Source organism: Microbacterium sp. K27 (assembly GCF_004794435.1).
Lineage (GTDB): Bacteria > Actinomycetota > Actinomycetes > Actinomycetales > Microbacteriaceae > Microbacterium > Microbacterium maritypicum_A.
On the sequence record NZ_SSDK01000041.1, the window covers coordinates 250,130 to 276,295 of the forward strand.

Genomic DNA, 26,166 nt, shown 5'->3' on the forward strand with positions numbered 1-26,166 from the left:
AGCCTATTGCGGCTCACGACGCGCGGCGTCAACGGTCGTCGAGAGCCTGACCACCCCGATCGACGAGCCCCCATGCCGCGGCGGCCGCACCGAGGAAGCACACGCCGAACACGGCGAACAGCAGCGGAGCCCCACCGGCGATCAGAAGGACCGGTACGGAAAGCGGCGCCACGATCGACGCGATGCGGCCGACCCCGGCGGCCCAGCCCGCGCCCGTTCCCCGCAACGACGTCGGATAGATCTCGGGCGTGACGGCGTACAGCGCGCCCCAGGCACCGAGGTTGAAGAAAGACAGAGCCATACCCGCAGCGATGATCGCCCCCTCGGTCGTGGCCGTGCCGAAGATCACAGCCGAGACGGCCGACCCCAGAAGGAACACCGACAGGGTGAGCCGTCGCCCCCAGACCTCGATCAGCCACGCGGCGACCGCGTATCCCGGAAGCTGCGCGAGCGTGATGATCAGTGTGAATCCGAACGAGCGGACGAGATCGAACCCGGCGTCCACGAGGATGCTCGGAATCCAGATGAACGCGCCGTAGTAGGCGAAGTTCACGCCCAGCCACACCACCCAGAGGCAGAGGGTGCGCAGGCGGAACTCGGGGTTCCAGAGCGTGGTGAGGCGGGCCCGAGCCGTGACCGCGATCGCGCGGGACGCCGGCTCCTTCCGAATGGCCGGGGCCGTCCCCACACCGGCATCAGCCTCGAAGGCCGAGACGATTCGTTCAGCTTCCGCGATGCGTCCACGCGAGGCGAGCCATCGCGGAGACTCGGGCATCCGCCACCGCACGAACAGGGCATACACGGCAGGAATCGCGCCGAGCGCGAAGGCCCAGCGCCAACCGTCGTCGGACGCCGGGATGACCAGGAACCCGATGACGGCGGCTGCCGTCCATCCGAGCGCCCAGAAGGCCTCCAACACGACGATCAGACGACCGCGGATTCGAGCAGGAGCGAACTCGCTCACGTACGTCGACGCGACCGGGAGCTCGGCACCGAGACCAAGCCCGACGAGGAATCGCAGCACGAGGAGTGCTGCGATTCCGCCGACGAGCGCGCTGGCCCCGGTCGCGATGCCGTACACGAGCAGGGTGAGTGCGAACACCTGGCGGCGACCGAAGCGATCGGCCAGCAGACCGCCGAGCGTCGCACCGATGGCCATCCCGATGAAACCGACCGAGGCGATCCACCCCGCCTCGCCCTTGGTCAGTCCCCACTGCTGCGTGAGGGCCGCGAGGATGAAGGAGATCAGACCGACATCCATCGCGTCCAGGGCCCATCCGAGCCCGGATCCGGTGAGCAGCCGGAGGTGTCGACGCGTGAACGGCAGGACGTCCAGGCGCTCGGCCAGCGATGAGCGGCTCGGCAGGGCGGTGTTGGCCATGCTCCTCATCGTAGAGCCGAGCGCCGGACAGGCCGCGCGAGATGTCGTCAGTCGTGCGCGGCGAGGATCTTGCGCACCCGCGGGATGACCTCGGTGCCGTACAGCTCGATACTGCGCATCATCGACTCGTGCGACAGGGTACCTGTCGCGTACTTCAGGTCGAACCGTCCGAGACCCAAGGTCGTGATCGTGTCGGCGATCTTCGCGGCGACTCGATCCGGTGAGCCCGCATAGATCGCCCCTTCCGGACCGACATCGTTCTGGAAACGCGCGCGGCTGTATGCCGGCCAGCCGCGCTCGCGGCCGATGGTGTTGTTCATCGCCTCGAAGCCGGAGTACGCCGCGTCCCAGGCCTCCGCGTCGGTCTCGGCGATGTGGCCCGGCGAATGAACGGAAACGGGGTGCGAGGTCGTGCCGAACGACGCCACGGAGCGGTGGTAGAGGTCGACGAACGGCTTGAACCGATGGGCCGGTCCCCCGATGATCGCCAGCATGAGCCCGAGCCCGTGACGAGCGACCCGCACGACGGATTCCGGGCTGCCGCCCACGCCAACCCACGTGCGAAGACCCTTCTCGGTCTTGGGGAACACGTTCGCGTTGTCGAGCGACGCCCGCATCGTGCCCGACCATGTCACGGGCTCTTCCTTGAGCAGCTCGACGAAGAGCTCCAGCTTCTGCTCGAACAGTGCGTCGTAGTCGCGGAGGTCGTAGCCGAACAGGGGGAAAGACTCGATGAAGGATCCGCGCCCGAGAACGACCTCGGCGCGACCGTCCGAAAGCGCGTCCAGCGTCGAGAAGCGTTCGAACACGCGTACCGGATCGTCGGAGGACAACACGGTCACCGCGGTGCCCAGTCGGATGTGTTCCGTGCGAGCCGCGATCGCGGCCAGCACCATCTCCGGCGCGGACACCGCGAACTCGGCGCGGTGGTGCTCCCCCACCCCGAAGAAGTCCACGCCCACCGTGTCAGCGAGCTCTGCCTGCTCCACGACGTTGCGGATGGTCTGCGCTCCGGTGAGGAGCTCTCCGTCTGTGTCCCTCGTGATGTCCCCGAAGGTGTCCAGCCCGAATTCGATGCCCATGTCATCCCTCTCTATTCAGGTGAATGAACACGCGGCGATCGAATCGCATTCCCGTCAGCGCGGAAGCAGCGCGCTGCGCAGCGTGTCGAGGCCGACCCCACCCATGTCGAGCGCGCGCTTGTGGAAGCCCTTGAAGGAGAAGGCGTCGCCCTCCGCCGCACGGACGCCGTCACGCACCTGCTCCCAGATGCGCTGACCGACCTTGTACGACGGAGCCTGCCCCGGCCAGCCCAGGTAGCGGTTCACCTCGAACTGCACGAACTGATCCGACATGTTCACGTTCTGGCGCATGAAGTCGAGCGCATACTCCGCATCCCACACTCCCGTGCCATCGAGACGTGGCTTGCCCAGGTGTACGCCGATGTCGAGCACCACACGGGCCGCCCGCATACGCTGTCCGTCGAGCATGCCGAGTCGATCGGCGGGATCGTCGAGGTAGCCGAGCTGCTCCATCAGACGCTCGGCGTACAGGGCCCACCCCTCGGCGTGGCCCGAGGTGCCGGCCAACAGCCGGCGCCAGGAGTTGAGCTCGGCCCGGTTGTACACGGCCTGGGCGATCTGCAGGTGGTGGCCCGGCACGCCCTCATGAAAGACGGTGGTGAGCTCTCGCCAGGTGTCGAACTCCGTGACGCCCTCGGGAACGGACCACCACATACGACCGGGACGCGAGAAGTCGTCGGTCGGGCCCGTGTAGTAGATGCCACCTTCCTGGGTGGGCGCGATCATGCACTCGAGCGTGCGGATCGCCTCGGGGATGTCGAAGTGGGAGGCTCCGAGTTCGGCGACCGCGCGATCGCTCGTCTCCTGCATCCACTTCTGGAGAGCGTCGGTGCCCACGAGCTTGCGGGCAGGGTCGGCTTCGAGGTGGGCCACGGCCTCTTCGACGGAGGCCCCCGGCAGGATCTCATTCGCGATCGCGGTCTGCTCCGCCACCATGCGCGCGAGCTCTTCGCGGCCCCACTCGTAAGTTTCGTCGAGGTCGATCGTCGCCCCGAGGAAGCGACGGGAGTTGAGCGCGTACAGGTCGCGTCCGACGGCGTCGACCTCTCCGGCGGCGGGGGCGAGTTCCTCCGCGAGGAAGCGGCGCAGCTCGTCGTACGCGACGCGTGCGGCGGCGGAGTTGTCGGCGAGAGTACGCGCGAGCGAGGCGGGCAGCTGGCCTTCTTCGGGGTCGGCCTCCGCGACGAACGCGGCGAAGAATCCGTCATCCGCGGTGTAACGGTCGATCTGCGTCGCGACCTCGATCACTTGACGACGTGCCGGCGTCACCCCCTCGGCGATACCGGTGCGCAGCGTCTCGACGTAGCCACGGAGGGCGTCGGGAACAGCGGCGAGCCTCGTCGCGATCACGTCCCAGTTCTCGACGGTCGCGGTCGGCATCAGGTCGAAGGCCGCGCGCACATCCTGCGCCGCCGAGGCGATGACGTTGAGATCGCGCAGATGCCACTTCGCGTCGTGCAACTCGAGATCGAGACGCAGCTCCGCGCCCAGGTCGGTCTTGGTCACCTCGTCGATCGCGTCGACGGGCTCGAGGGCCGAGAGCCTGTCGAGCGTCGCGCGGGTCGCAGCGGCGATCTCTTCATGCCCCGCGGGACTCAGGTCACCGAAGCGATCGTTCACCTCGTCGCGGCCGATGTAGGTCCCGAGAGTGGGCGCCAGTACCGCGATCGTGTCGACCCATTCATCGGCGACGGCGTCGATGGCGGAGGGAGTGCGGGGAGCTGAAGTCATAGTTGTCAGCCTAATCCCCGACCCCCTCTCGCCGCCGGGTCTCAGTGCGCTGCTTCGTTCCAGTCGCGGCCGCGTCCGACCTGCACGTCGAGCGGCACCGAGAGCTCGGCCGCATCCCCCATCCGGGCGCGCACGATCCGCTCCGTGGCATCCCACTCCCCCGGAGCGACCTCGACCACGAGTTCGTCGTGGATCTGCAGCAGCACGCGAGAGGAGAGCTGCTCGGACCGGAGATCGTCGTGGATGTGCAGGAGCGCGATCTTCATGATGTCGGCCGCACTGCCCTGGATCGGAGCGTTGAGCGCCGCACGCTCGGCGTTCTCGCGCAGCACCCGGTTCGGACTCGCCAGGTCAGGGAACGGACGACGGCGGCCGAAGATCGTCTCGGTGTAGCCGACCTCCTTCGCCTTCATCACCGAGGCCCGCAGATAGTCGCGCACGGCGCCGAAACGTGCGAAGTACTCGACCATGAGCTGCTTGGCCTCGGACTGCTCGATACGCAGCTGCTTGGAGAGACCGAAGGCGGAGAGGCCGTAGACGAGACCGTACGACATGGCCTTCACCTTGGTGCGCATGGCCGCAGTGACGTCGCTCGGCTCGACGCCGAACACCCGCGCGCCGACGAAGCGGTGAAGGTCTTCTCCGCTGTTGAACGCTTCGATCAATCCTTCGTCACCGGACAGGTGCGCCATGATGCGCATCTCGATCTGCGAGTAGTCAGCCGTGAGCAGAGACTCGTACCCCTCGCCGACTTCGAAAGCACTGCGGATGCGGCGAGATTCCTCGGTGCGCACCGGGATGTTCTGCAGGTTCGGATCGGTGCTGGAGAGACGACCGGTCTGGCTTCCGGTCTGCACATAGGTCGTGTGCACACGGTGGTCGTCGCCGATGGCCGTGTCGAGCGACTCGATGATCTGGCGCAGCTTTGTGGCTTCGCGATGCTGCAGCAGAAGGCTCAGGAAGGGATGGGGATTGCTCTCCTGCAGGTCGGCCAGCACCGCGGCATCCGTCGAGTAGCCGGTCTTGGTCTTGCGGGTCTTGGGGAGCTGGAGGTCTTCGAACAGGACCTCTTGGAGCTGCTTGGGCGAGCCGAGGTTGAACTCCCGTCCCACGACGGAGAACGCCTCCTGCGCGAGCCCTTCGGCTCGGGTGGCGAGCTCACCGGAGAATGTCGACAGCACGTCGTGAGAAACCGCCACGCCCGCGACCTCCATATCGGCGAGGGTGAGCAGTGTCGGGAGCTCGATGTCGACCAGGACCGCGGCGACCGGCTCGGGGATGTCTTCGCGAAGCGCATCGGCGACGCGAAGCGCGAACCATGCCTCCTGCGACGGGGTGGCCCCCTCCGTCTCGGGGACGAGCTGCGTCGGATCGGCCTCGGGAAGCTTCTCGCCGAGGTAGCGCTCGACCAGATCGGAGAGCGTCTTGTCGGGGAAGCTGGGGCGCAGCAGCCAGCCAGCCAGGCTCGTGTCGTAGGCGAGCCCGCCGAGGCGGATGCCCTGGCGGATCAGCGCCTTCACCTGCGGCTTCGCGTCGTGGAGCACCTTCGGCGCGTCGGACTCGATCCATCCGCGCAACGCTTCGGCGGCGGCGTCTGCCCAGTCGGTCTCGCGGAGCTCGGTCAGCGTGGCGGCACCGATGCGCACGGGGACCCCGCCTTGGGTCGTGATGCGCAGAGAGACGTCGCCTTCCTGGGCCGCGGCCCACGTGGCGAGATCGGTCGGCGTCACCTCAACGGGGACGGGAAGGACGACGACGGATGCGGGGTCGTCGGCGACCTCGCCTGCGCCCACGGCCTCGAACACGCGAGGCAACAGGGTGCGGAACTCGAGGCGCGCGAAGATGTCACGCACAGCCTGCGGATCGATCGGTGCCACCGCGAGATCGGCGGGGCCGACCGGAAGCTCGACGTCGGTGAGCAGGCGGTTGAGCTTGCGGTTGCGACGGACGTCCTCGATGTGTTCGCGGAGGTTGCCGCCGACCACACCCTTGATCTCATCGGCACGGGCGATCAGCTCATCGAGCGAGCCGAACTGCGTGAGCCACTTGACCGCGGTCTTCTCGCCGACCTTCGGCACGCCGGGGAGGTTGTCGCTCGTCTCCCCGACGAGTGCCGCGATGTCGGGGTACTGCTCTGGTCGCACCCCGTAGCGCTCCTGAACGGTGGACGGGTCGTAGCGCTTGAGCTGGGAGACACCCTGCACCGACGGGTACAGCAGGGTGACATCGTCGTTGACGAGCTGGATCGTGTCGCGGTCGCCGGAGACGACGAGCACTTCGAAGCCCTGCTCCGCGCCCTGCGACGCGAGGGTCGCGAGGATGTCATCGGCCTCGATCCCCTCTTTCGTCAGGACCGGGATGGACATGGCGGCGAGGCAATCCTGAAGGAGAGGGATCTGACCCTTGAACTCCTGCGGCGACTCCGACCGCGTCGCCTTGTATTCCGGGTACTCATCCGTGCGGAACGAATGACGCGAGGTGTCGAAGGCGATCGCCAGATGCGTCGGCTGCTCGGCCTTGATGAGGTTCACCAGCATCGACAGGAAGCCGTAGATGCCGTTGGTGTGCTGATTGTCCTTGGTCGTGAAATTGTCGACCGGGAGGGCGAAGAAGGCACGATAGGCGAGCGAGTGGCCGTCGACGACCATGAGGGTAGGCTTTGCGGAGTCCGTCACCCTGTCAGCCTAACGAGGACGACAGACACCCGCTGAGGAGGATGCATGAGCGACGTCGCGATGAGCGAGGGACTCGACTGGGCCACGGCCCGTGGAATGGGTGCTCTGGCCGAGAAGATGGGCATGGAGTTCGTCGAGTTCAGCGTCGAGCGCTGCGTCGCGACCATGCCCGTCGAAGGCAACACCCAGCCGGTGGGACTCATGCACGGCGGCGCCTACGTGGTGCTCGGGGAATCCCTCGGATCGATGGCGGCGAACCTGCACGCCGGTGCCGGCCGACTCGCCGTCGGTGTCGACATCAACGCGACGCACACGCGGTCGGCGACCTCGGGTGTCGTCACGGGAGTGTGCACGCCCGTGCACCTGGGCAGGAGCATCACCGTTCACGAGATCGTGGTCACGGACGATCAGGGGCGTCGCTGCTCGACGATCCGCATCACCAACATGATCAAGGACCTTCCCGCCGAGCGCTGAGCGGTTCCTCCAGCAGTCGCTGGAACAGCAGGTGGTCCTGCCACTCCCCCGCGATGCGGAGGTATCTCGGCGCCATACCGATGCGCTCGAAGCCGTTTCCGAGCAGCACCCGTTGTGACCCGAGGTTGTGCAGCAGCGTCGCCGCCTGCAGCCGATGGAGGCGCAGTTCTGCGCGCGAGTACTCGATGATCTGCGCGACCCCGCGGCTCGCGAGCCCACGGTGCAGCCTCGACCTGTCGACCCAGTATCCGAGGTCGGCGCTCCAGAACGCGCCACGGACGATGTTGTTGATGTTCATCCGTCCGCGGATCTCTCCGTCATCGGATTCGATGACGAAGCGGATGCTACGGCCACTGGCCGCATCATCCACGCATTGCTGCACATGCTGCTCTTGCGAGGCGACGGAGAAGAACGCTTCGCTGCGGGTGGGTTCCCACGGTGCGAGATGCTCGCGGTTCGCGAGATAGGCGCGCGAGAGCGCAGCGCCATCGCCCCGCCGTACGGGCCGCAGGATGTGCTCGGTATCGAGCCGGAGGATCCCGGCGTCCACCGCTACTTCTTGGGAGCGAGCTGTTCGATGATCGCCTTGGCGACATCCTGCATCGTCAGACGGCGGTCCATGGACGCCTTCTGGATCCATCGGAACGCCTCGGGCTCGCTCAGGCCCATCTTCTCGTTGAGGAGACCCTTGGCGCGGTCGACGAGCTTGCGGGTCTCGAAGCGCTCGACCATGTCGGCGACCTCAGCCTCGAGCGTGATGATCTGCTCGTGGCGGGCCAGCGCGATCTCGATCGCGGGCAGGAGGTCGTTCGGGGTGAACGGCTTCACGACGTACGCGAGAGCACCCGCCTCGCTGGCACGCTCGACGAGTTCCTTCTGGCTGAATGCCGTGAGGAGGACGACGGGGGCGATGTTGCCCTTGTGCAGCTTCTCGGCGGCACTGATGCCGTCGAGCTGAGGCATCTTGACGTCCATGATGACCAGGTCGGGACGCAGCTCGGTCGCCAGAGCGACAGCGGTCTCTCCGTCACCGGCCTCACCGACGACATCGAAGCCGTTGTCGCGGAGGATCTCGACGATGTCGAGACGGATCAGCGACTCATCTTCGGCGACGACGACGCGTCGGGGTGCGGATGACGTGGGCTGCTCAGCCTGCTCTTCTTGCTCTGTCACACAACCATCCTAGTGGAGTGCCCCTGTCCACAGGCCGTAGGCGCTCGGCGCGGACGTTCACGCGCCTCGTCTGCGCTAAAGTCGTAGACGCGACACACGAGCCGGCGTGGCGGAATGGCAGACGCGGAGCACTCAAAATGCTTTGTCCGAAAGGGCGTGTGGGTTCGAGTCCCACCGCCGGCACCCTCGATGAGACTACCTCCGTCTTCTCCTCCGCGCCCGCCGGTCCTCTCCCTCGAAACGGCCCCGTGCGCTAGAAAGTCCTTATGCACAGAGGCGACGAGCTGCCTGCCGCACACGCTGCACGTCCGCGACGTCGGCGCCGTGCCCTCATCGTCATCGGCGTCGTCCTCGCCGTGGCTCTCATGCTCCTCGCCGCCGAGGTGACACGGAGAGCCCTCGCCGAGCAGGACGAAGCCCGAGCGGATCCCGCGTTCTACACCCTCCCCTCTCCCCCACCCCGGGGAGATCCGGGCGAGATCATCCGCATCGAGTCGATCGAGAGCGCACCCGTGGGCGCCGTCGCGTGGCGCGTGATCTACCACTCCCGCGATCTCGTGGGGGCAGACATCCCTGTCTCCGGCGTGGTGATCGTCCCGGACGGGCCTGCTCCCGAGGGCGGACGCACCGTGATTTCCTGGGGCCATCCCACCACCGGTGCGGCATCGACGTGTGCGCCTTCACGCGGCCTGGATCCGTTCCAGTACATCGAGGGGATGCATGAGCTGCTCGCCGAGGGCTACGCGGTCGTGGCCACCGACTATCCGGGGCTCGGCGTCGAAGGCGCGTCGTCGTATCTGCTCGGCGTGCCCGAGTCCAACAGTGTGCTCGACATCGTCCGGGCGGCGCGACGGATCGACGACGCACACGTGAGCGACCGGGTCGTGCTGTGGGGACACTCGCAAGGCGGGCAGGCTGTGCTCTTCGCTGCGGAACGTGCAGCGGAGTACGCGCACGAGCTCACGATCGAAGGTGTCGCTGTGGCGGCCCCCGCAGCGAACCTGAACGCTCTGATGACCGACGACATCGTGAACCTCTCCGGCGTCACGATCGCCTCCTTCGCCGTCCCGGCCTACGAGGCCGCCTACGCCGAGCAGTACGGCGCCACGGAGATCACAGACATCCTCACGCCCGCCGGGCTGAAGGCGACGCCGGACATGGCCGCGCTGTGCCTGCTCACGCAGAACGAGGAGATCCACGCGATCGCCGACCCGCTGGTCGGCGGGTATGTTCGGAGCGACCCCGCCACGACCGAGCCGTGGCAGACGATGCTGCGGGAGAACAGTGCGGGGAACAGTCCCCTCAGAGTGCCCGTCTTCGTCGGCCAGGGAGAAGCCGACGAACTCGTGCTGCCGAGCGCGACCGAGGGCTACGTGAAGCTGCTGTGCACGCAGAACGCCGAGGTGACGTTCCACCGCTACCCCGGCGTCAGCCATGGCCTCGCCGCCTATGCCTCCCTGCCGGACCTGCTGCTGTGGCTCCCGACGCTGGACGGAGACCGCGCAGAGGCTGACGGCTGCCGGTGACCTTCTGATCCTCGGCGACGAACTATTCCGCGAGGACCGCGAGTTCCGCCAAGACCCGAGGATTCGCGAGGATCCGGAAGTGCCCGCCCGTGTCGAGGCGGACGTTCTTGGCTCCGGCGAGTTCGCTCCCCTCCGGGATATGGGGGTCGAACGCCGCATAGACCGACACGATCCGCTCGTTCACCGTGAGCTGCTGCGCGAGGCTCACGATCGACGGGTCTTCCGGTGAGAACTCCCGCAGAGTCCGCGACAGCATGAGCCGGGCATAGCGCGAACCCCCGAACGGGGTCGCGATCGCGAGCATCGAACGCACTCGCTCGCCCGCGGGACCCGTCATCACGACCTTTCCCGCGAGACCCCCTTTGCTGTGGGCGACGAGGATCACATCGTCGAGCCCGTTCTCCGTCAGGAACGCCTCCACGGCTCGCGCCATGTCCGCCACCGGTCGCTGATTCCGGTGAAGCGTATCGACGATGTGGACCGGATGCCCGCGGTCGTGCATGGCGGCGACGAGCGGCTGCAGGAACCGCCACGTCTCATAGACGCCCGGAAGGACGATGATGTGCGCAGCACTCCCGGATGCGAAGGATGCCGGATCGGTGCGGCCGAACATCGCGCGCACCTGCCAGTACCCGGCGTACACGTAGTCGGCGATCCACCACCCCGCGTTCTTCAGCACGCCGATGACAGGCTCCTCCGACGACACCACGGCTCCATGAGTGAAAACTACCCGATGCGCATGACAGAGGGGGCGGGACCGAAGTCCCGCCCCCTCTGGATGCTGTGCGTCAGACGCCGGCCTTGTAGATCGGAGCTGCACCGCGGATCGCATCGCCGACCTTGTGCACACGAAGGTCGTTCGTCGATCCGACGATTCCGGGAGGGGAGCCGGAGATCACGACGACCTTGTCCCCTTCCTCGGCGAGACCGTTACCGAGCAGATACTCGTCGACCTGGTGATACATCAGGTCGGTGTGCTGCACCATGTCGACCAGGGTCGAACGGATGCCCCAGGTCAGCGCCATACGGCGACGGATGCCCGGCTCGGGCGTGAACGCGATCATCGGGATGCGCGAGCGCAGGCGCGACAGACGACGCGCGGAGTCGCCCGACTGGGTGAACACGCAGAGGAACTTCGCGTCGACGAACTCGGCGACCTCGAGAGCAGCAAGCGTGATGGCACCACCCTGGGTGCGGGGCTTGGTCGTGAGGGGCGCGATGCGCTCCAAGCCGTGCTCTTCCGTGGACGCGATGATCCGCGCCATGGTCTCGACGACGACCACCGGGTAGTCGCCGACGCTGGTCTCACCCGACAGCATGACCGCGTCCGCGCCGTCGAGCACGGCGTTCGCGACATCCGAGGTCTCGGCGCGGGTCGGCACCGGGCTGCTGATCATCGACTCGAGCATCTGCGTCGCGACGATGACCGGCTTGGCCATGCGACGCGCGATCTCGACGGCGCGCTTCTGCACAATCGGCACGGCCTCGAGCGGAAGTTCCACACCGAGGTCGCCACGAGCGACCATGATCGCGTCGAACGCGTCGACGATCTCTTCGAGCGCGTCGACGGCCTGCGGCTTCTCGACCTTGGCGATGACAGGGACGCGGACGCCCTCTTCCGCCATGATCTCGTGCACACGCTCGACGTCGGCGGCGTTGCGCACGAACGACAGGGCGATCAGGTCGGCACCGATGCGCAGACCCCAGCGCAGGTCGTCTTCGTCCTTCTCGCTCAGCGCGGGGACGTTGACGGCGACGCCGGGCAGGTTGATGCCCTTGTTGTTGGACACGGCACCGGCGACGATGACCTTGGTCGTGACGGTGACGCCGTCGGTCTCGACGACCTCGACCCGGACCTTGCCGTCGTCGATCAGGAGGAAGTCTCCCGGCTTGACGTCATGCGGCAGACCCTTGAAGGTCGTCCCGCTGATGTCCTTGTTGCCGATGATGTCCTCGGTGGTGATCTTGAAGATGTCGCCCTTGGCGAGTTCGTAGGGGCCGTTCTCGAACTTGCCGAGACGGATCTTCGGGCCCTGCAGGTCGACGAGGATGGCGACGGCACGGCCGGCGTCTTCTGCGGCACGACGCACGTTGGCGTAGTTGTTCTCGTGCACGGAGTAGTCGCCGTGGCTGAGGTTCAGTCGAGCGACATCCACCCCCGCATCGATCAGTGCGCGCACCGTCTCATAGGTGGAGGTGGCGGGGCCCAGGGTGGCGACGATTTTCGCGCGTCTCAAAGATTTCTCCAGGGTAGAAGTGGGGGAAGGTAAATCAGGCGACGGTGCCGGCCTCAGCCTACGCGGGCTGGAGACCGATCGCGACATCACTCGGGCGCACCGGCTCGGGCAGCACGGTGGTGCCCATCAGGAACCGGTCGACGTTCGCCGCCGCCGCACGCCCTTCGGCGATGGCCCAGACGATGAGCGACTGACCGCGTCCGGCGTCGCCGGCCACGAACACGCCGGGAACCGTCGACTCGTACGAGGAGTCGCGACGGAACGCACCCCGGTCGGTCACCTGCGGAAGCGTGTCCTCGGTGTATCCGCCCTGCTCGGGACCGGTGAATCCCATCGCGATCAGGATGAGGTCGGCCGGGATCTCCCTCTCGGTGCCGCTCTTGGGCACACGGCGTCCATCGACGTACTCGGTCTCGGCGACACGCAGGGCTCGGACCTCGCCGACCTCGTTTCCGAGGAACTCGACGGTCGACGCGAGGAACACCCGCTCGCCGCCCTCCTCGTGCGCAGACGAGACCTCGAACACGGTCGGCATCATCGGCCACGGCTGGTGGTCGGGACGCGTGACACCCGGCTGCTTGCCGATCGCGAGGTTGGTGACGCTGAGTGCGCCCTGACGGTGAGCGGTGCCGATGCAGTCCGCTCCGGTGTCACCGCCGCCGATCACGATGACGTGCTTGCCCTCGGCGCTGATCTGATCGGCGACCTTGTCTCCCGCGACCGCGTGGTTCGACTCCACGAGGTACTCCATGGCGAAATGCACCCCGTCGAGGTCACGGCCGGGGATCGCGAGATCGCGAGGAACCGTGGATCCGGTGGCGATGACGACCGCGTCGTACCGCGCGCGCAGATCGGGCCAGGAGATGTCCTTGCCGATCTCGACACCGGCACGGAAGCGGGTGCCCTCCTCCTGCATCTGACGAAGACGCGACTCGAGCTGGGTCTTCTCCATCTTGAAGTCGGGGATGCCGTAGCGGAGCAGACCTCCGATGCGGTCGTCACGCTCGAAGACCGCGACGGTGTGCCCGGCGCGGGTGAGCTGCTGCGCGGCGGCGAGACCCGCCGGTCCCGATCCGACGACAGCGACGGTCTTGCCCGTCAGGCGCTCCGGCGGCTCGGGTTCGACCCAGCCCTTCGCGAACGCCTCGTCGATGATCGAGACCTCGATCTGCTTGATGGTCACGGCCGGCTGGTTGATGCCGAGCACGCACGAGCTCTCGCACGGCGCAGGGCACAGCCGTCCCGTGAACTCAGGGAAGTTGTTGGTGGCGTGCAGACGCTCGATCGCCGCGCGACCCTCACCGCGCCACGTCAGGTCGTTCCACTCGGGGATCAGGTTGCCGAGCGGGCACCCCTGGTGGCAGAACGGCACACCGCAGTCCATGCAACGGCCGGCCTGACGACGGAGCACCTGCTTGTCACCGGGCTCGTAGACCTCTTTCCAGTCCATGATGCGCACCGGCACCGGACGTCGTGCGGGGAGTTCCCGCTCGGTCACCTTCAGAAAGCCTTTGGGATCAGCCACCGGTCACCTCCAGGATGCGGTTCCACACGATGTCGCCGTCGGGGTCGATCCCCTCGGCCAGCGCCTCCTCGCGCATGCTCCGCACAGCGGCGAAGTCACGAGGCAGCACCTTCACGAACTCTGCAGCGGTCTCCTCGAAGCTCTCGAGGAAGGACGAGGCCAACGGCGACGCCGTGCGCTCGACATGCGCGACCAGCAGGCTGCGCAGCACCTCGAGGTCCGCTCGATCGAGCGGTTCGAGCAGCAGCTCTCCACTCCCGAGGGATTGCGCGTTCACCTTGCTCGTGTCGAGCGCGTGCACATACGCCACTCCCCCGGACATGCCGGCGCCGAAGTTGCGCCCGGTCGACCCGAGGATCACGGCCAGACCACCCGTCATGTACTCCAGAGCGTGGTCACCCACGCCCTCGACGACAGCGGTCGCACCGGAGTTGCGCACGAGGAAGCGCTCGCCGACGACGCCCGAGATGAACATCGTCCCCGAGGTCGCGCCGTAGCCGATCACGTTGCCGGCGATCACGTTCTCGTGCGGAGCGATCGCGGAGCCGCGCGGCGGGCGGATCGTGATGTCGCCGCCGGAGAGCCCCTTGCCGACGTAGTCGTTCGCATCGCCCTCGAGGCGGAGCACGATCCCCGGCGGCAGGAACGCGCCGAGCGACTGTCCGGCGGTGCCGTGCAGCGTGACGTCGATCGTGCCCTGCGGCAGACCCGCCGCCCCGTGCCGCGAGGTCACCTGGTGACCCAGCATCGTGCCCACGGCGCGCTCGGTGTTGGCGATGGGCAGCTCCACCACGACGGGTTCGCCGTTGAGGAGCGCCCCCTTCGCGATGTCGATGAGCTGCACGTCGAAGTGCTTCTCGAGCTCGTGATCCTGTGTGCGCCCGCTGCGACGCGGCTCACCCGCAGGGAACACCGGTCCTTCGAGCACCGGAGTGAGGTCGAGCCCCTCGGCCTTCCAGTGCACGACAGCGGCGTTCACCTCGATGAGGTCGGCACGGCCGACGATCTCGTCGATCGAGCGGTATCCGAGTTCGGCGAGGAGCTCGCGCACCTCCTCCGCGATGAACTCCATGAAGTTCACGACGAACTCGGGCTTGCCCGTGAACCGCTCGCGCAGCACCGGGTTCTGGGTCGCGACGCCCACCGGGCAGGTGTCGAGGTGGCATACGCGCATCATGATGCAGCCGCTGACCACGAGCGGAGCCGTGGCGAAGCCGAACTCCTCGGCTCCCAGCAGGGCTCCGATGATCACATCGCGACCGGTCTTGAGCTGCCCGTCGACCTGCACGACCACACGGTCGCGCATGCCGTTGAGCATGAGCGTCTGCTGCGTCTCGGCGAGACCGAGCTCCCACGGCGTACCGGCGTGCTTGAGCGAGTTCAGCGGGCTGGCACCCGTTCCCCCGTCGTGACCGGAGACCAGGATGACGTCGCTCAGTGCCTTCGCGACACCCGCCGACACCGCACCGATGCCCGACTGGCTCACCAGCTTGGTGTGGATGCGTGCCTCGGGATTCGCTCTCTTCAGGTCGAAGATCAACTGCTTGAGGTCTTCGATCGAGTAGATGTCGTGATGCGGCGGCGGCGAGATCAGGCCCACCCCGGCGGTCGCGTGACGTGTACGTGCCACCCAGGGGTACACCTTGGTCGGGGGCAGCTGACCTCCCTCGCCAGGCTTGGCACCCTGCGCGAGCTTGATCTGGATGTCGTCCGCCTCGGTGAGGTAGAGGCTCGTGACGCCGAAGCGTCCGGAGGCGACCTGCTTGATCGAGCTGCGGCGCTCGGGGTCGACCAGCCGATCAGGGTCCTCGCCGCCCTCGCCCGTGTTCGACTTGGCCCCGATGCTGTTCATCGCGATCGCGAGGGTCTCGTGCGCTTCCCTGGAGATCGAGCCGTAGCTCATCGCCCCCGTGGAGAACCGCTTGACGATCGCGGAGACCGGTTCGACCTCGTCGAGCGGCACGGGCTTGCGTGTGCCGGTGCGCAGGGTGAAGAGTCCGCGCAGGGTCTTCAGCTCTGCGGCCTGCTCGTCGACGAGCTTCGTGTACTCGCGGAAGATGTCGTACCGCCGTGTGCGCGTCGAGTGCTGCAGCTTGAACACCGTCTCCGGATTGAACAGGTGCGGAGAACCGTCCCGACGCCACTGGTACTCGCCGCCGGTCCACAGACGCTCGTGCGCACGTGCGGCCGCATCCTCGGGATACGCGTAGTCGTGGCGCGCCTGGTTCTCGGCGAAGATCTCCTCGATGCCGATACCGCCGAGCTTGGACTCGGTGCGCGTGAAGTACGCGTCGATGAACTCCTGGCTGAGGCCGACCGCCTCGAACACCTGAGCGCCCGCGTACGACGACACCGTGGAGATGCCCATCTTCGACATGATCTTGAGCACGCCCTTGCCGAGCGCGTAGATCAGGTTCTTGACCGCCTTCTCGGGCGTGATGCCGTTGATGTAGCCGGTGCGCACGAGGTGCTCGACCGTCTCCATAGCGAGGTACGGGTTGACGGCGGAGGCGCCGTAGCCGATCAGCGTCGCGACGTGGTGCACCTCGCGGACGTCACCCGCTTCGACGATGAGACCGACCTTCATGCGGTTCTCGCGCCGGATGAGATGGTGATGGATCGCCGACACCATGAGGAGAGACGGGATCGGGGTGAGGTCCTTGTTGGAGTCGCGGTCCGACAGGATGATGAACTCGGCGCCGTTCTCGATCGCCTCGTCCACCTCTGCGCACATCTCGGAGAGCCGGTCCTGCAGCGTCTGGGGCCCGGCATCGAAGTGGTACAGACCCCGGATGGTCGCGCTCGACCGGCCGGGCATGGCCTTGTCGATGTGGCGGATCTTCGCGAGCTCGTCGTTGTCGATCACCGGGAAGTCGAGCGAGACCGTGCGGGTGTGCTCCGGCCCCCACGACAGCAGGTTGCTCTCCGGGCCGAGGCCCAGCTTGAGGCTCGTCACGACCTCTTCGCGGATCGAGTCGAGAGGCGGGTTGGTCACCTGCGCGAACTGCTGCGTGAAGTAGTCGAACAACAGCCGGGGACGCTTGCTCAGCACAGCGATCGGCGTGTCCGATCCCATGGCGCCGAGCGGCTCGACGCCGGTCTGCCCCATGGGGGTGAGGAGGATGCGGACCTCTTCCTCGGTGTAGCCGAAGGTGCGCTGACGGCGAGTGATCGATGCCGGCGGGTGCACGATGTGCTCGCGCTCCGGCAGCTCGGCAAGACGCACGGCACCGGCGTCCAGCCACTCCCGCCACGGGTGCATCGTGGCGAGGTCGTGCTTGATCTCGCTGTCCTCGACGATGCGGCGCTGCGCGGTGTCGACGAGGAACATCTTCCCGGGCTGCAGGCGACCACGGCGCTTGATGCGCTCCGGCTCGAACTGCAGCACGCCGGTCTCGGAGCCGATGACCACGAGCCCGTCGGTCGTCTCGGTCCAGCGTCCGGGACGCAGGCCGTTGCGGTCGAGCGTGGCACCGACGAGCGTGCCGTCGGTGAAGATCAGGGCGGCAGGGCCGTCCCACGGTTCCATCTGGTTGGAGTGGTACTCGTAGAACGAGCGCAGCTCCGGTGTGATGTCGGCCTGCTTCTCGTAGGCCTCAGGAACCATCATCATGATGGCGTGCGGCAGGCTGCGGCCGGTGAGGGTCAGCAGTTCGAGCACCTCGTCGAACGAGGCCGAGTCGCTGGCACCGTCAGTGCAGATGGGCAGGAGCGGGGTGATGTCGCCCAGCAGTTCGGATTCGAGTTGAGACTGGCGGGCGCGCATCCAGTTGCGGTTGCCTCCGACCGTGTTGATCTCACCGTTGTGGGCGAGCATGCGCAGAGGCTGCGCGAGCGGCCACGAGGGGAACGTGTTCGTGGAGTACCGGGAGTGCACCACGGCGAGTTCGGACGCGAAGCGCTCATCCTGCAGGTCGGGGTAGAACGGCTCGAGCTGGAGCGTCGTGACCATGCCCTTGTAGCCGAGCGTGCGCGCCGAGAGCGAGACGAAATAGGCGCCGAGTTCGTGACCGGCGCGCTTGCGCAGCCGGTAGGCGACACGGTCGAGGGCGATGCCCGTGAGCGGCGCATCGGTGTGGGTCGCCCCGCCGGCGCTCACGAAGAGCTGCTCGAAGGCAGGACGGGCCTCATCGGCGAGCTTGCCGAGGTTCTCGTTGGCGGTGGGGACGTCGCGCCAGCCGAGGACCCGGAGGCCCTCGGAGCGGGCGATCTTCTCGATCCCGGCCTTCTGCTGGCGGCGCTCGCTCGAATCGCGGGGCAGGAACGCCAGTCCGGCCGCGTACTCCCCCACGGGCGGCAGTTCGAAGCCGACGACGGCGCGGAGGAACGCATCGGGCATCTGCGTCAGGATGCCGGCGCCGTCCCCGGTGCCCGCATCCGAGCCGATGGCTCCGCGGTGCTCCAGGTTGCGCAGGGCCTCGAGGGCCAACGCGATGATGTCGTGCCCGGCTTCGCCGCGCAGGGTCGCGACCATGGCGAGGCCGCAGGCGTCCTTCTCGAACGCCGGGTTGTACATGCCCTGCTTCGGGGGGTATGCGCCGGAGGCGCCGTAAGGGGGCTGGAAGTACACCAGTTACCGTCCTCAGATCTTCGAGTGAAACCCGGGGACGACGTCGGCCCGCTCGTTCAGTGCAATGGTTCTCCCGCCACGAGGCGGCGTTATCGAGAGCCGTCCTCGCTCGTGGGAGCAGTGCTTGTGGCGGTGGCTCCTGCGGTGACTTCTTCGGTCGGAGGCTCGCTCACGTCCACGAAGTCAGAGGGATTGTTCTGCGATTGTACATCAGCGTCCACGTCCGTCCGTTCGCGACCCGGCTGGTACGGCGAGGGCTCGAGTCCGGGGTGTCGACGTGTCTGGACGATGAGGATCGCGAGACCGACGAGGACGCCGATGATCGCGGCAAGGACGTTGCTGCGCAGGCCGAGGATGATCTCGCTCGGATCGATGCGGATCGACTCCCAGACGATGCGCCCGGCGCTGTACCAGATCAGGTAGATGGCGAACAGACGGCCCCACTGGAAGAAGAGCTTGCGGCCGAGCCAGAGCAGGACGATGACGCCCAGTCCGTTCCAGAGAACCTCGTAGAGGAAGGTCGGGTGGAACAGCGTGCCCTCGGGCAGTCCCGGGGGGAAGGCCGAGTTCGTGGACGGGATCTCCAGCCCCCAGGGCAGGTCCGTGGGAAGACCGAAGAGCTCGTTGTTGAACCAGTTGCCGAAGCGGCCCATGGCCTGCGCCAACAGCAGGCCGGGGGCCAGGGCGTCGGCGAACGTCCAGAAGCGGATACCGGTCCAACGGCACCCGAGGTACGCACCGATCGCACCGCCGATGAGGGCGCCGAAGATCGCGATTCCGCCCTCCCAGATCGCCCACACCGAGCCGGGCTGGAAGGGGTTCCAGGTGTTGATCCCCTCCCCGAAGTAGTCGTTCGGGTGGGTCAGGACGTGGAAGATGCGCGCACCGATGATCGCCAGGGGCACGGCCAGGATCGAGATGTCGATGACGACCCACGGCTCCGCTCCGCGCTTGGTGAGACGGTGATTCGTCAGGAAGGTCGCCACGATGATGCCGGCGATGATGCACAGCGCGTAGAAGTGGATCCGGATCGGCCCGAGGTCGAAGTACGAGACCGTGGGGCTCGGGATGCTGGCGAGCACGTTCGTGAAGGTGCTGTGGAGCGCGAGTGACATGAGTGCGATTCTAGTTCTCGTGATCGGGGCGTGCCGACGAGGTGCCGGAGGCCAGGTTTCGGGTGACTTCCGCAAGGGCGGGCACGCCGCCGTCACGCAGGGCGCGGACGAGCGCGGTGCCGACGATCGCGCCGTCGGCATACTCCGACACCCCGGCGATCTGCTCGGCGGTGGAGATGCCGATGCCGACGCATGCACGGTGAGCGCCGTGCGCGCGAAGACGCCCGACCAGGGTGCGGGCGGCGCGATCGAGCTCAGTGCGCTCCCCGGTGATGCCCATGGTCGAGACCGTGTAGACGAACCCGGTGGACGACTTCACCACAAGGTCGAGACGCTCGTCGGAAGAGGTCGGAGCGGCGAGGAACACCCGGTCCAGGCCCGTCCGCTCGCTCGCGGCGATCCACTCCCCTGCCGCGTCGGGTGTGATGTCGGGCGTGATCAATCCGGCGCCGCCCGCAGCGAGCAGGTCGTCCGCGTAACGGTCGATGCCGTACTGCATGACCGGGTTCCAGTACGTCATCACGAGGACGGGCACATCGGTCGCCGCCGTGATCGCGCGGATCGCCGTGAAGAGGTCGGCCATCCGGAAACCTGCCGCCAGGGCCTTGGTGGTCGCCTCCTGGATGATCGCGCCGTCCATCACCGGGTCGCTGTACGGCGGGCCCAGCTCGATGATGTCGACACCGTTCTCGGCGAGGGCGATGGCCGCCTGGATGCTCGTCTCGAGGTCGGGGAAACCCACGGGCAGATAGCCGACGAAGGCACTGCGCCCGGCGTCCTGTGCGCGCTGGATCGCCTGTTCGACGCGGCTCATAGCTGCGGCTCCCCCTTCGCGGCCAGTTCTTCCTCTTCGCTCTCCGCGGCGACATCGTGGGCCAGAGCGGCCTCGTCGTAGAGCTGGAAGTAGCGCGCCGCGGTGTCCATGTCCTTGTCGCCGCGGCCGGACAGACACACGGCGATCAGTCCGTCGGGGCCGAGCTCGCGGCCGATGCGCAGGGCACCGGCGAGAGCGTGCGCCGACTCGATGGCGGGGATGATCCCCTCTGTCCGGCTGAGCAGACGCAGCGCCTGCATCGCCTCGTCGTCGGTGGCCGGGATGTACTCGGCACGACCGATGTCGGCGAGCCACGAGTGCTCCGGACCGACGCCCGGGTAGTCGAGTCCGGCGGAGATCGAGTGCGACTCGACGGTCTGGCCGTCGGCGTCCTGGAGGACGTAGGTCTTCGCACCGTGCAGCACACCGGGGCGGCCCCGCTCGATCGACGCCGCGTGCTTCTCGGTGTCGACGCCGTCGCCCGCCGCCTCGACGCCGTAGAGCTTGACGCCCTCGTCATCGAGGAACGCGTCGAACATGCCGATCGCGTTGGATCCGCCGCCGACGCACGCCATGACGGCGTCCGGCAGACGACCGACCTCGTCGAGCAGCTGGGCACGCGCCTCTTCGCCGATGATCTTCTGGAAGTCGCGGACCATCGCGGGGAACGGGTGCGGTCCCGCCGCGGTACCGAAGATGTAGTTGGTGGTCTCGACCGACGCCACCCAGTCGCGGTAGGCGTCGTTGATCGCGTCCTTGAGCGTTCGCGAACCCGAGGTGACCGGAACGACCTCCGCGCCCAGAAGGCGCATGCGGGCGACGTTGAGCGCCTGACGCTCGGTATCGACCTCGCCCATGTAGATGGTGCACTCCAGACCGAACAGCGCCGCTGCGGTCGCTGTCGCGACGCCGTGCTGACCGGCACCGGTCTCGGCGATCACGCGGGTCTTGCCCAGACGCTTGGTCAGCAGCGCCTGACCGAGCACGTTGTTGATCTTGTGCGAGCCGGTGTGGTTGAGGTCTTCGCGCTTGAGGAAGATGCGCGCACCCCCGGCGTGCTCGGCGAACCGCGGTACCTCGGTGATGGCGGAAGGGCGGCCGGCGTACGAGCTGAGCAGGTGCGCGAGCTCGGCTCGGAACTCCGGATCGACGATCGCCGCCTCATAGGCCACCGTCAGCTCATCGATCGCGGCGATGAGCGACTCGGGCATGTAGCGCCCGCCGAACTCGCCGAAGAAGGGGCCGTGCTGGTCGCGCAGGCTCATCATGCCTCCAGGAAACTCTTGAGGGTGGCGACCGGGTCGCCGGTCACGAGCGCCTCGCCGATCAAGACGACATCGGCGCCGGCGGAGCGGTAGTGCACGACATCGGCGGGCGTCAGCACCGCGGACTCCGCGATCTTCACCGCCGTGTCGGGGATTCGATCGACCAGGCGCCCGAAGAGGTCGCGGTCGAGTTCGAGGGTCTTGAGGTCTCGCGCGTTCACGCCGATCAGCGGCGCGCCGAGATCGATCGCGGCCTCGAGCTCATCCGCGGAATGCGTCTCCACGAGAGGGGTCATGCCCAGCTCGCCGATGAAGCCGAAGAGATCACGGAGCACCGCGGGCTCGAGGCCCGCGACGATCAGCAGAACGAGGTCGGCACCCGCCGCACGTGCTTCGAGCACCTGGTAGCGGGTGGCGATGAAGTCCTTGCGCAGCACCGGCAGCGAGACCCGGGCCGTGACGGCCTCGAGGTCGGCGAGGCTTCCGCCGAAACGACGCTCCTCCGTGAGGACGCTGATCGCGGAGGCGCCGCCCGCCTCGTACAGGGAAGCCTGCAGCGCGGGATCGGGGATGTCGGCGAGAGCTCCTCGCGAGGGGCTCGCGCGTTTGACCTCCGCGATGATCTTCGCCCGATCCGACGGTGCGAGGAACGACAGGGCGTCCTTGGCCGCGGGGCGTGCGAGAGCGTCTCGCTCGACAGTGGCCAGCGGGCGCGACAGGGAGCGACGCTCAGCGTCTGCGACAGCGCCGGCCGTCAGGTCGGCGAGCACCATTAGTGCGCCTTCGGAGCGTACTTCGGACCCTTCACGCCGTAACCGGCCTTCGCGAGCGCCCAGCCGACGATCGCACCGATCGGGATGAGCGCGACCGAGGCCACGACGAGGGCGGGCTGCTCGAAGCAGAAGGCGACGGTGCCGGCGGCGACGCCGACCAGCATGATCACGACGGCGGTCCAGGCGGCAGGCGAGTGTCCGTGGCCGGGGTCGGCGATCGGGTTGGTCATGTTCTCCTCCGGGGGGACGACGTGCGGTTCGGAATCAGTCTATCGGGGTCAGCGCGTCGGATCGGTGCCCCGGGACAGCTCGTCCCAGGAATCCACGGCGTCGACGGGACCGTCATGCGCGACCTCGACGTGTTCGGTCCGGTAGCGCCGTCCTCCGGCCTTCCATCCCCGCCACGTGATCAGGACGACCAGGGACGCGACGAGCAGGATCGCCCAGCCCACGAGGGCGATGTACGGCCAGGCGGACGGCACGATGCTCGCCACGACCTCGTGGACGGCGAGTCCCCCGGCGAGACCGGTGACCTCGGTCACCGTCGCCGCGACCGCGTCGAAGGGTTCGGCGATCAGCAACTGGAGAGTCGACCAGCCGAGGAACAGCGCCGTCGCCGCCGCGAGGACACCGAAGATCAGGCGCACGACCTTGCCGGAGATCGACAGCGCCGCGCCGAGGGCCAGAACCGCGAGACTGAGCGGAGCGAGCAGCACCATGGCGGAGGCACCGGGGACCAGGATCGCCTCGCCCGCATCCGCGCGCTCGACCGTCAGCCAGGTCTGGGTCGACGAGATGATGCCGATCGCACCGGCGAGAAGGAATCCGGAGACGGAGAGGGCGCGACCGCGCTGCGCGAAGCTCACGACTGGTCCGTCCCGACGATCGCCTCGAGATCGTTCGTGTCGAAGCACGTGCGCGTGCCGGTGTGACAGGCCGGTCCCGTCTGCGCGACGAGGAGAAGGATCGCGTCCCCGTCGCAGTCCAGACGCGCCTCGTGCACGACCTGGATGTTCCCTGACGTGTCCCCCTTGCGCCAGTACTCCTGGCGGGAGCGCGACCAGTACGTCGCCCGCCCTGATGTCAAGGTGCGTCGAAGCGCCTCCGCATCGACCCAGGCGAGCATGAGCACCTCGCGCGTGTCCCACTGCTGCACGATCACGGGGGCCAGGCCGTCGGCGTTGAAGACGACCTGTGCGATGCGCTCCTCCACCGAAGCCGCCTGCCCGTCTGCATCGCTCATCGTACGAGCACTCCTTCCGCGCGAAGCGCGTCCTTGACATCTCCGACCGTGAGCGCGCCGGTGTGGAACACGCTCGCCGCCAGGACGGCATCCGCGCCCGCTTTGATCGCGGGAGCGAAGTCGGAAGCCTGCCCCGCCCCGCCCGAAGCGATGACCGGTACGGAGGCCGCCTCGCGCATCAGGCGGACGAGCTCCAGGTCGAAGCCGTCACGCGTGCCGTCGGCGTCGATCGAGTTCACCAGCAGCTCACCCGCGCCGCGTTCCGCAGCCTCCCGCGCCCAGTCGAGCGCATCGAGGGTGGTCTGGGTCCGGCCGCCGTGTGTCGTCACGACGAAGCCCGAGCGCGTTGTCGGAGCACGCTTCACGTCCAGCGACAGCACGAGCACCTGGGCACCGAACCGGTCAGCGATCTCGCCGATGAGCTCAGGGCGCGCGATCGCAGCGGAGTTGACCCCCACCTTGTCCGCGCCCACCGCGAGGAGACGTGCGACATCGTCGACGCTGCGCACGCCCCCGCCCACGGTCAGCGGGACGAACACCTGCTCGGCGGTGCGCTGCACGACATCGTAGGTCGTCGCACGGGCGTCGACCGTGGCGGTGACGTCGAGGAAGGTGATCTCGTCCGCGCCCTGGGCGGCGTAATGCCGGGCGAGCTCGACCGGGTCGCCCATGTCGCGCAGGTTCTCGAAGTTGACTCCCTTGACGACGCGGCCATCAGCCACGTCGAGGCACGGGATCACCCGACTGGCGAGCGTCATCAGAGCCTCGCGTTGTGGATCGCGGTGACCAGGATGGCCCGCGCACCCAGCGCGTACAGCGCATCCATCACGGGGTTCACGCGCGAGCGCGCCACCATGACCCGCACCGCGACCCACTCGGGGTCGCGCAGCGGCGAGACGGTCGGCGATTCGACGCCGCCGGCGACCTTCACGGCGTCATCGAGGAGGGCGACCGGCAGGTCGTAGTCGATCATCACGAAGCGACGTGCGACCATCACGCCGCGGAGGCGACGAAGAAGCGTGTCCGCTCCCTCGGCATCCACCGGTCCCGCGATGAGTACCGCCTCGGATTCCAGGATGACCGGACCGAAGACCTCGAGCCCGGCCTGGCGCAGGGTCGTCCCGGTCTCGACGACATCGGCGACCGCGTCGGCGACGCCGAGGCGGACCGCGGACTCCACGGCTCCGTCGAGCGGCACCAGATCGACGGCGATGTCGCGTTCGTCGAGGAACGCGTCCACCAGGCCGGGATACGACGTGGCGATGCGCAGACCGTCGAGCTCGCTCACGTCGGTGTAGCGTCCGGTCGGAGCGGCGAAGCGGAACGTCGAGCCGGCGAAACCGAGCGCCTCGATCTCCCGCGCACCCGGCATACGGGCGTCGAGCAGCAGATCACGTCCGGTGATGCCCACATCGATCGCGCCGGAGCCGACATAGGTGGCGATGTCCTTGGGGCGGAGGAAGAAGAACTCGACGTCGTTCTCGGCGTCGATGACGTGCAGGGTCTTGGGGTCGCGGCGACCGGCGTAGCCCGCCTCGGCGAGCATGTCGGCGGCGGTCTCGGAGAGCGAGCCCTTGTTGGGAACAGCGATGCGCAGCATGGATGGCTTTCAGTTCGAGGAGATCGGAACGGAGCGCATCACAGATGTCGGTAGACGTCCTGCAGGCTGAGGCCCTTCGCGAGCATCATCACCTGGACGTGGTACAGCAGCTGGGAGATCTCCTCGGCGGCGGCTTCGTCGGACTCGTACTCAGACGCCATCCACACCTCGGCGGCCTCTTCCACGATCTTCTTGCCGATCGTGTGCACGCCGCCGTCGAGCTCGGCGACCGTCCCCGATCCCTCAGGACGGGTCTCGGCCTTGACGCTGAGCTCGGCGAACAGCTCGTCGAAAGTCTTCACGGTTCCAGGCTAGCGGCTCTGGCGAGGTCTCTCAGCCGGGTGACGGCCGCCTCGATGTCATCGGCGCCGTATACGGCCGAGCCGGCGACGAACGTGTCGGCGCCCGCATCGGCGGCGATCTCGATCGTACGGTCGGAGATACCGCCGTCGACCTGGAGCCAGACGCGGGATCCTCGCCGACGCGCCTCGTCGGCGAGGGCACGGAGCTTCGGCATCGTCTCGGGCATGAAGCCCTGTCCCCCGAAGCCGGGCTCGACCGTCATCACGAGGATCTGATCGAACTCGTCGAGCACGTCGTACAGCGATTCCACGGGTGTCGCCGGCTTGACCGCCACCCCCGCCCGCGAGCCGATGTCACGCAACCGGCGTGCGAGGGCCACGGGATCGCTCGACGCTTCGAGATGGAAGGTCACGCTCGCCGCGCCGATCTCGGCGTATCCGGGAGCCCAGCGCTCCGGGTCGGTGATCATCAGATGCACATCGAGCGGAATCGGACTGGTCGCCTGGATGCGTTCCACCATCTGCGGGCCGAACGTCAGGTTGGGGACGAAATGGTTGTCCATGACATCCACGTGCGCGAAGTCGGCTGTCGCGATCCGGGCGAGGTCCGCCTGCATGTTCACGAAATCGGCAGCGAGGATACTCGGGTTGATGCGCGGGGCGCGGGGCAGTTCCACGGT

At 67.6% G+C, this 26,166-nt stretch carries 23 protein-coding genes and 1 tRNA gene; 3 read left to right on the forward strand and 21 right to left on the reverse strand.

Annotated elements, in window-relative coordinates:
* Nucleotides 1–28: 28 nt before the first annotated feature.
* Genes DW307_RS12610 through polA form a run of 4 tightly spaced genes read right to left on the reverse strand, consistent with a single transcriptional unit; the run spans nt 29 to nt 6,869 of the window.
* Nucleotides 29–1,381, reverse strand: coding sequence for an MFS transporter (locus DW307_RS12610; protein ID WP_029265370.1), 1,353 nt, complete (start codon nt 1,379–1,381; stop codon nt 29–31).
* Nucleotides 1,382–1,428: 47 nt separating this feature from the next.
* Nucleotides 1,429–2,463: an LLM class flavin-dependent oxidoreductase gene (locus DW307_RS12615; RefSeq protein WP_136024896.1), complete on the reverse strand. Its 1,035-nt coding sequence runs from the start codon at nt 2,461–2,463 to the stop codon at nt 1,429–1,431.
* A gap of 54 nt (nt 2,464–2,517) precedes the next feature.
* Complete coding sequence (locus DW307_RS12620; protein WP_136024897.1) at nt 2,518–4,194, reverse strand: DUF885 domain-containing protein; 1,677 nt, start codon at nt 4,192–4,194, stop codon at nt 2,518–2,520.
* Between the two features lie 41 nt (nt 4,195–4,235).
* Nucleotides 4,236–6,869, reverse strand: coding sequence for a DNA polymerase I (gene polA / locus DW307_RS12625; RefSeq protein WP_205810490.1), 2,634 nt, complete (start codon nt 6,867–6,869; stop codon nt 4,236–4,238).
* Between the two features lie 45 nt (nt 6,870–6,914).
* Between polA and DW307_RS12630 the strand changes: the two genes are divergently transcribed.
* Nucleotides 6,915–7,343: a hotdog fold thioesterase gene (locus tag DW307_RS12630; RefSeq protein ID WP_021200587.1), complete on the forward strand. Its 429-nt coding sequence runs from the start codon at nt 6,915–6,917 to the stop codon at nt 7,341–7,343.
* Here the strand turns inward: DW307_RS12630 and DW307_RS12635 are convergent.
* Complete coding sequence (locus tag DW307_RS12635; protein ID WP_240750645.1) at nt 7,318–7,893, reverse strand: GNAT family N-acetyltransferase; 576 nt, start codon at nt 7,891–7,893, stop codon at nt 7,318–7,320. The genes DW307_RS12630 and DW307_RS12635 overlap by 26 nt on opposite strands.
* Before the next feature lie 2 nt (nt 7,894–7,895).
* A complete protein-coding gene (locus tag DW307_RS12640) occupies nt 7,896–8,516 on the reverse strand; it encodes an ANTAR domain-containing response regulator (protein ID WP_017830602.1) in 621 nt (206 codons plus the stop codon).
* 100 nt (nt 8,517–8,616) lie between these two features.
* Here DW307_RS12640 and DW307_RS12645 point away from each other — a divergent pair.
* Nucleotides 8,617–8,699: transfer RNA gene (locus DW307_RS12645), tRNA-Leu, on the forward strand.
* 83 nt (nt 8,700–8,782) lie between these two features.
* Nucleotides 8,783–10,042, forward strand: a complete 1,260-nt coding sequence (locus DW307_RS12650) for an alpha/beta fold hydrolase (protein ID WP_136024899.1) — start codon at nt 8,783–8,785, stop codon at nt 10,040–10,042.
* Nucleotides 10,043–10,064: 22 nt separating this feature from the next.
* On the opposite strand, the gene DW307_RS12655 is transcribed toward DW307_RS12650, so the two are convergent.
* From DW307_RS12655 to rpe, 15 genes are all read right to left on the reverse strand, one after another.
* On the reverse strand, nt 10,065–10,751 hold the full coding sequence (locus DW307_RS12655) for an esterase/lipase family protein (RefSeq protein WP_029265364.1): 687 nt from the start codon (nt 10,749–10,751) through the stop codon (nt 10,065–10,067).
* A gap of 79 nt (nt 10,752–10,830) precedes the next feature.
* Nucleotides 10,831–12,279, reverse strand: a complete 1,449-nt coding sequence (gene pyk, locus DW307_RS12660) for a pyruvate kinase (RefSeq protein WP_021200591.1) — start codon at nt 12,277–12,279, stop codon at nt 10,831–10,833.
* Between the two features lie 58 nt (nt 12,280–12,337).
* Entirely contained in the window at nt 12,338–13,804 is a 1,467-nt protein-coding gene (locus tag DW307_RS12665) for a glutamate synthase subunit beta (protein ID WP_029265363.1), read from the reverse strand.
* A complete protein-coding gene (gene gltB / locus DW307_RS12670) occupies nt 13,797–18,320 on the reverse strand; it encodes a glutamate synthase large subunit (RefSeq protein WP_136024933.1) in 4,524 nt (1,507 codons plus the stop codon). Before gltB ends, DW307_RS12665 begins: the two co-directional genes overlap by 8 nt.
* A 143-nt stretch (nt 18,321–18,463) precedes the next feature.
* Nucleotides 18,464–19,489: a prolipoprotein diacylglyceryl transferase gene (lgt, locus tag DW307_RS12675; RefSeq protein WP_021200594.1), complete on the reverse strand. Its 1,026-nt coding sequence runs from the start codon at nt 19,487–19,489 to the stop codon at nt 18,464–18,466.
* A 10-nt stretch (nt 19,490–19,499) separates the two neighbouring features.
* A complete protein-coding gene (gene trpA, locus DW307_RS12680; protein WP_136024900.1) occupies nt 19,500–20,303 on the reverse strand; it encodes a tryptophan synthase subunit alpha in 804 nt (267 codons plus the stop codon).
* Nucleotides 20,300–21,568, reverse strand: a complete 1,269-nt coding sequence (gene trpB / locus DW307_RS12685; protein WP_021200596.1) for a tryptophan synthase subunit beta — start codon at nt 21,566–21,568, stop codon at nt 20,300–20,302. The genes trpA and trpB overlap by 4 nt, the downstream gene beginning before the upstream one ends.
* Entirely contained in the window at nt 21,568–22,338 is a 771-nt protein-coding gene (trpC, locus tag DW307_RS12690) for an indole-3-glycerol phosphate synthase TrpC (RefSeq protein ID WP_205810494.1), read from the reverse strand. Before trpC ends, trpB begins: the two co-directional genes overlap by 1 nt.
* A 2-nt stretch (nt 22,339–22,340) precedes the next feature.
* The gene (locus tag DW307_RS12695; RefSeq protein WP_021200598.1) at nt 22,341–22,571 is read right to left on the reverse strand and encodes an HGxxPAAW family protein; all 231 of its coding nucleotides are present in this window, start codon (nt 22,569–22,571) and stop codon (nt 22,341–22,343) included.
* A gap of 48 nt (nt 22,572–22,619) precedes the next feature.
* Nucleotides 22,620–23,207, reverse strand: coding sequence for a Trp biosynthesis-associated membrane protein (locus DW307_RS12700; RefSeq protein WP_021200599.1), 588 nt, complete (start codon nt 23,205–23,207; stop codon nt 22,620–22,622).
* Nucleotides 23,204–23,584: a phosphoribosyl-AMP cyclohydrolase gene (gene hisI, locus DW307_RS12705; protein WP_021200600.1), complete on the reverse strand. Its 381-nt coding sequence runs from the start codon at nt 23,582–23,584 to the stop codon at nt 23,204–23,206. Before hisI ends, DW307_RS12700 begins: the two co-directional genes overlap by 4 nt.
* On the reverse strand, nt 23,581–24,342 hold the full coding sequence (hisF, locus tag DW307_RS12710) for an imidazole glycerol phosphate synthase subunit HisF (RefSeq protein ID WP_029265360.1): 762 nt from the start codon (nt 24,340–24,342) through the stop codon (nt 23,581–23,583). Before hisF ends, hisI begins: the two co-directional genes overlap by 4 nt.
* On the reverse strand, nt 24,342–25,184 hold the full coding sequence (gene hisG / locus DW307_RS12715) for an ATP phosphoribosyltransferase (RefSeq protein ID WP_029265359.1): 843 nt from the start codon (nt 25,182–25,184) through the stop codon (nt 24,342–24,344). The genes hisF and hisG overlap by 1 nt, the downstream gene beginning before the upstream one ends.
* Nucleotides 25,185–25,222: 38 nt before the next feature.
* A complete protein-coding gene (locus tag DW307_RS12720) occupies nt 25,223–25,486 on the reverse strand; it encodes a phosphoribosyl-ATP diphosphatase (RefSeq protein WP_017202142.1) in 264 nt (87 codons plus the stop codon).
* On the reverse strand, nt 25,483–26,163 hold the full coding sequence (gene rpe, locus DW307_RS12725; protein ID WP_021200603.1) for a ribulose-phosphate 3-epimerase: 681 nt from the start codon (nt 26,161–26,163) through the stop codon (nt 25,483–25,485). The genes DW307_RS12720 and rpe overlap by 4 nt, the downstream gene beginning before the upstream one ends.
* Nucleotides 26,164–26,166 lie beyond the last annotated feature (3 nt).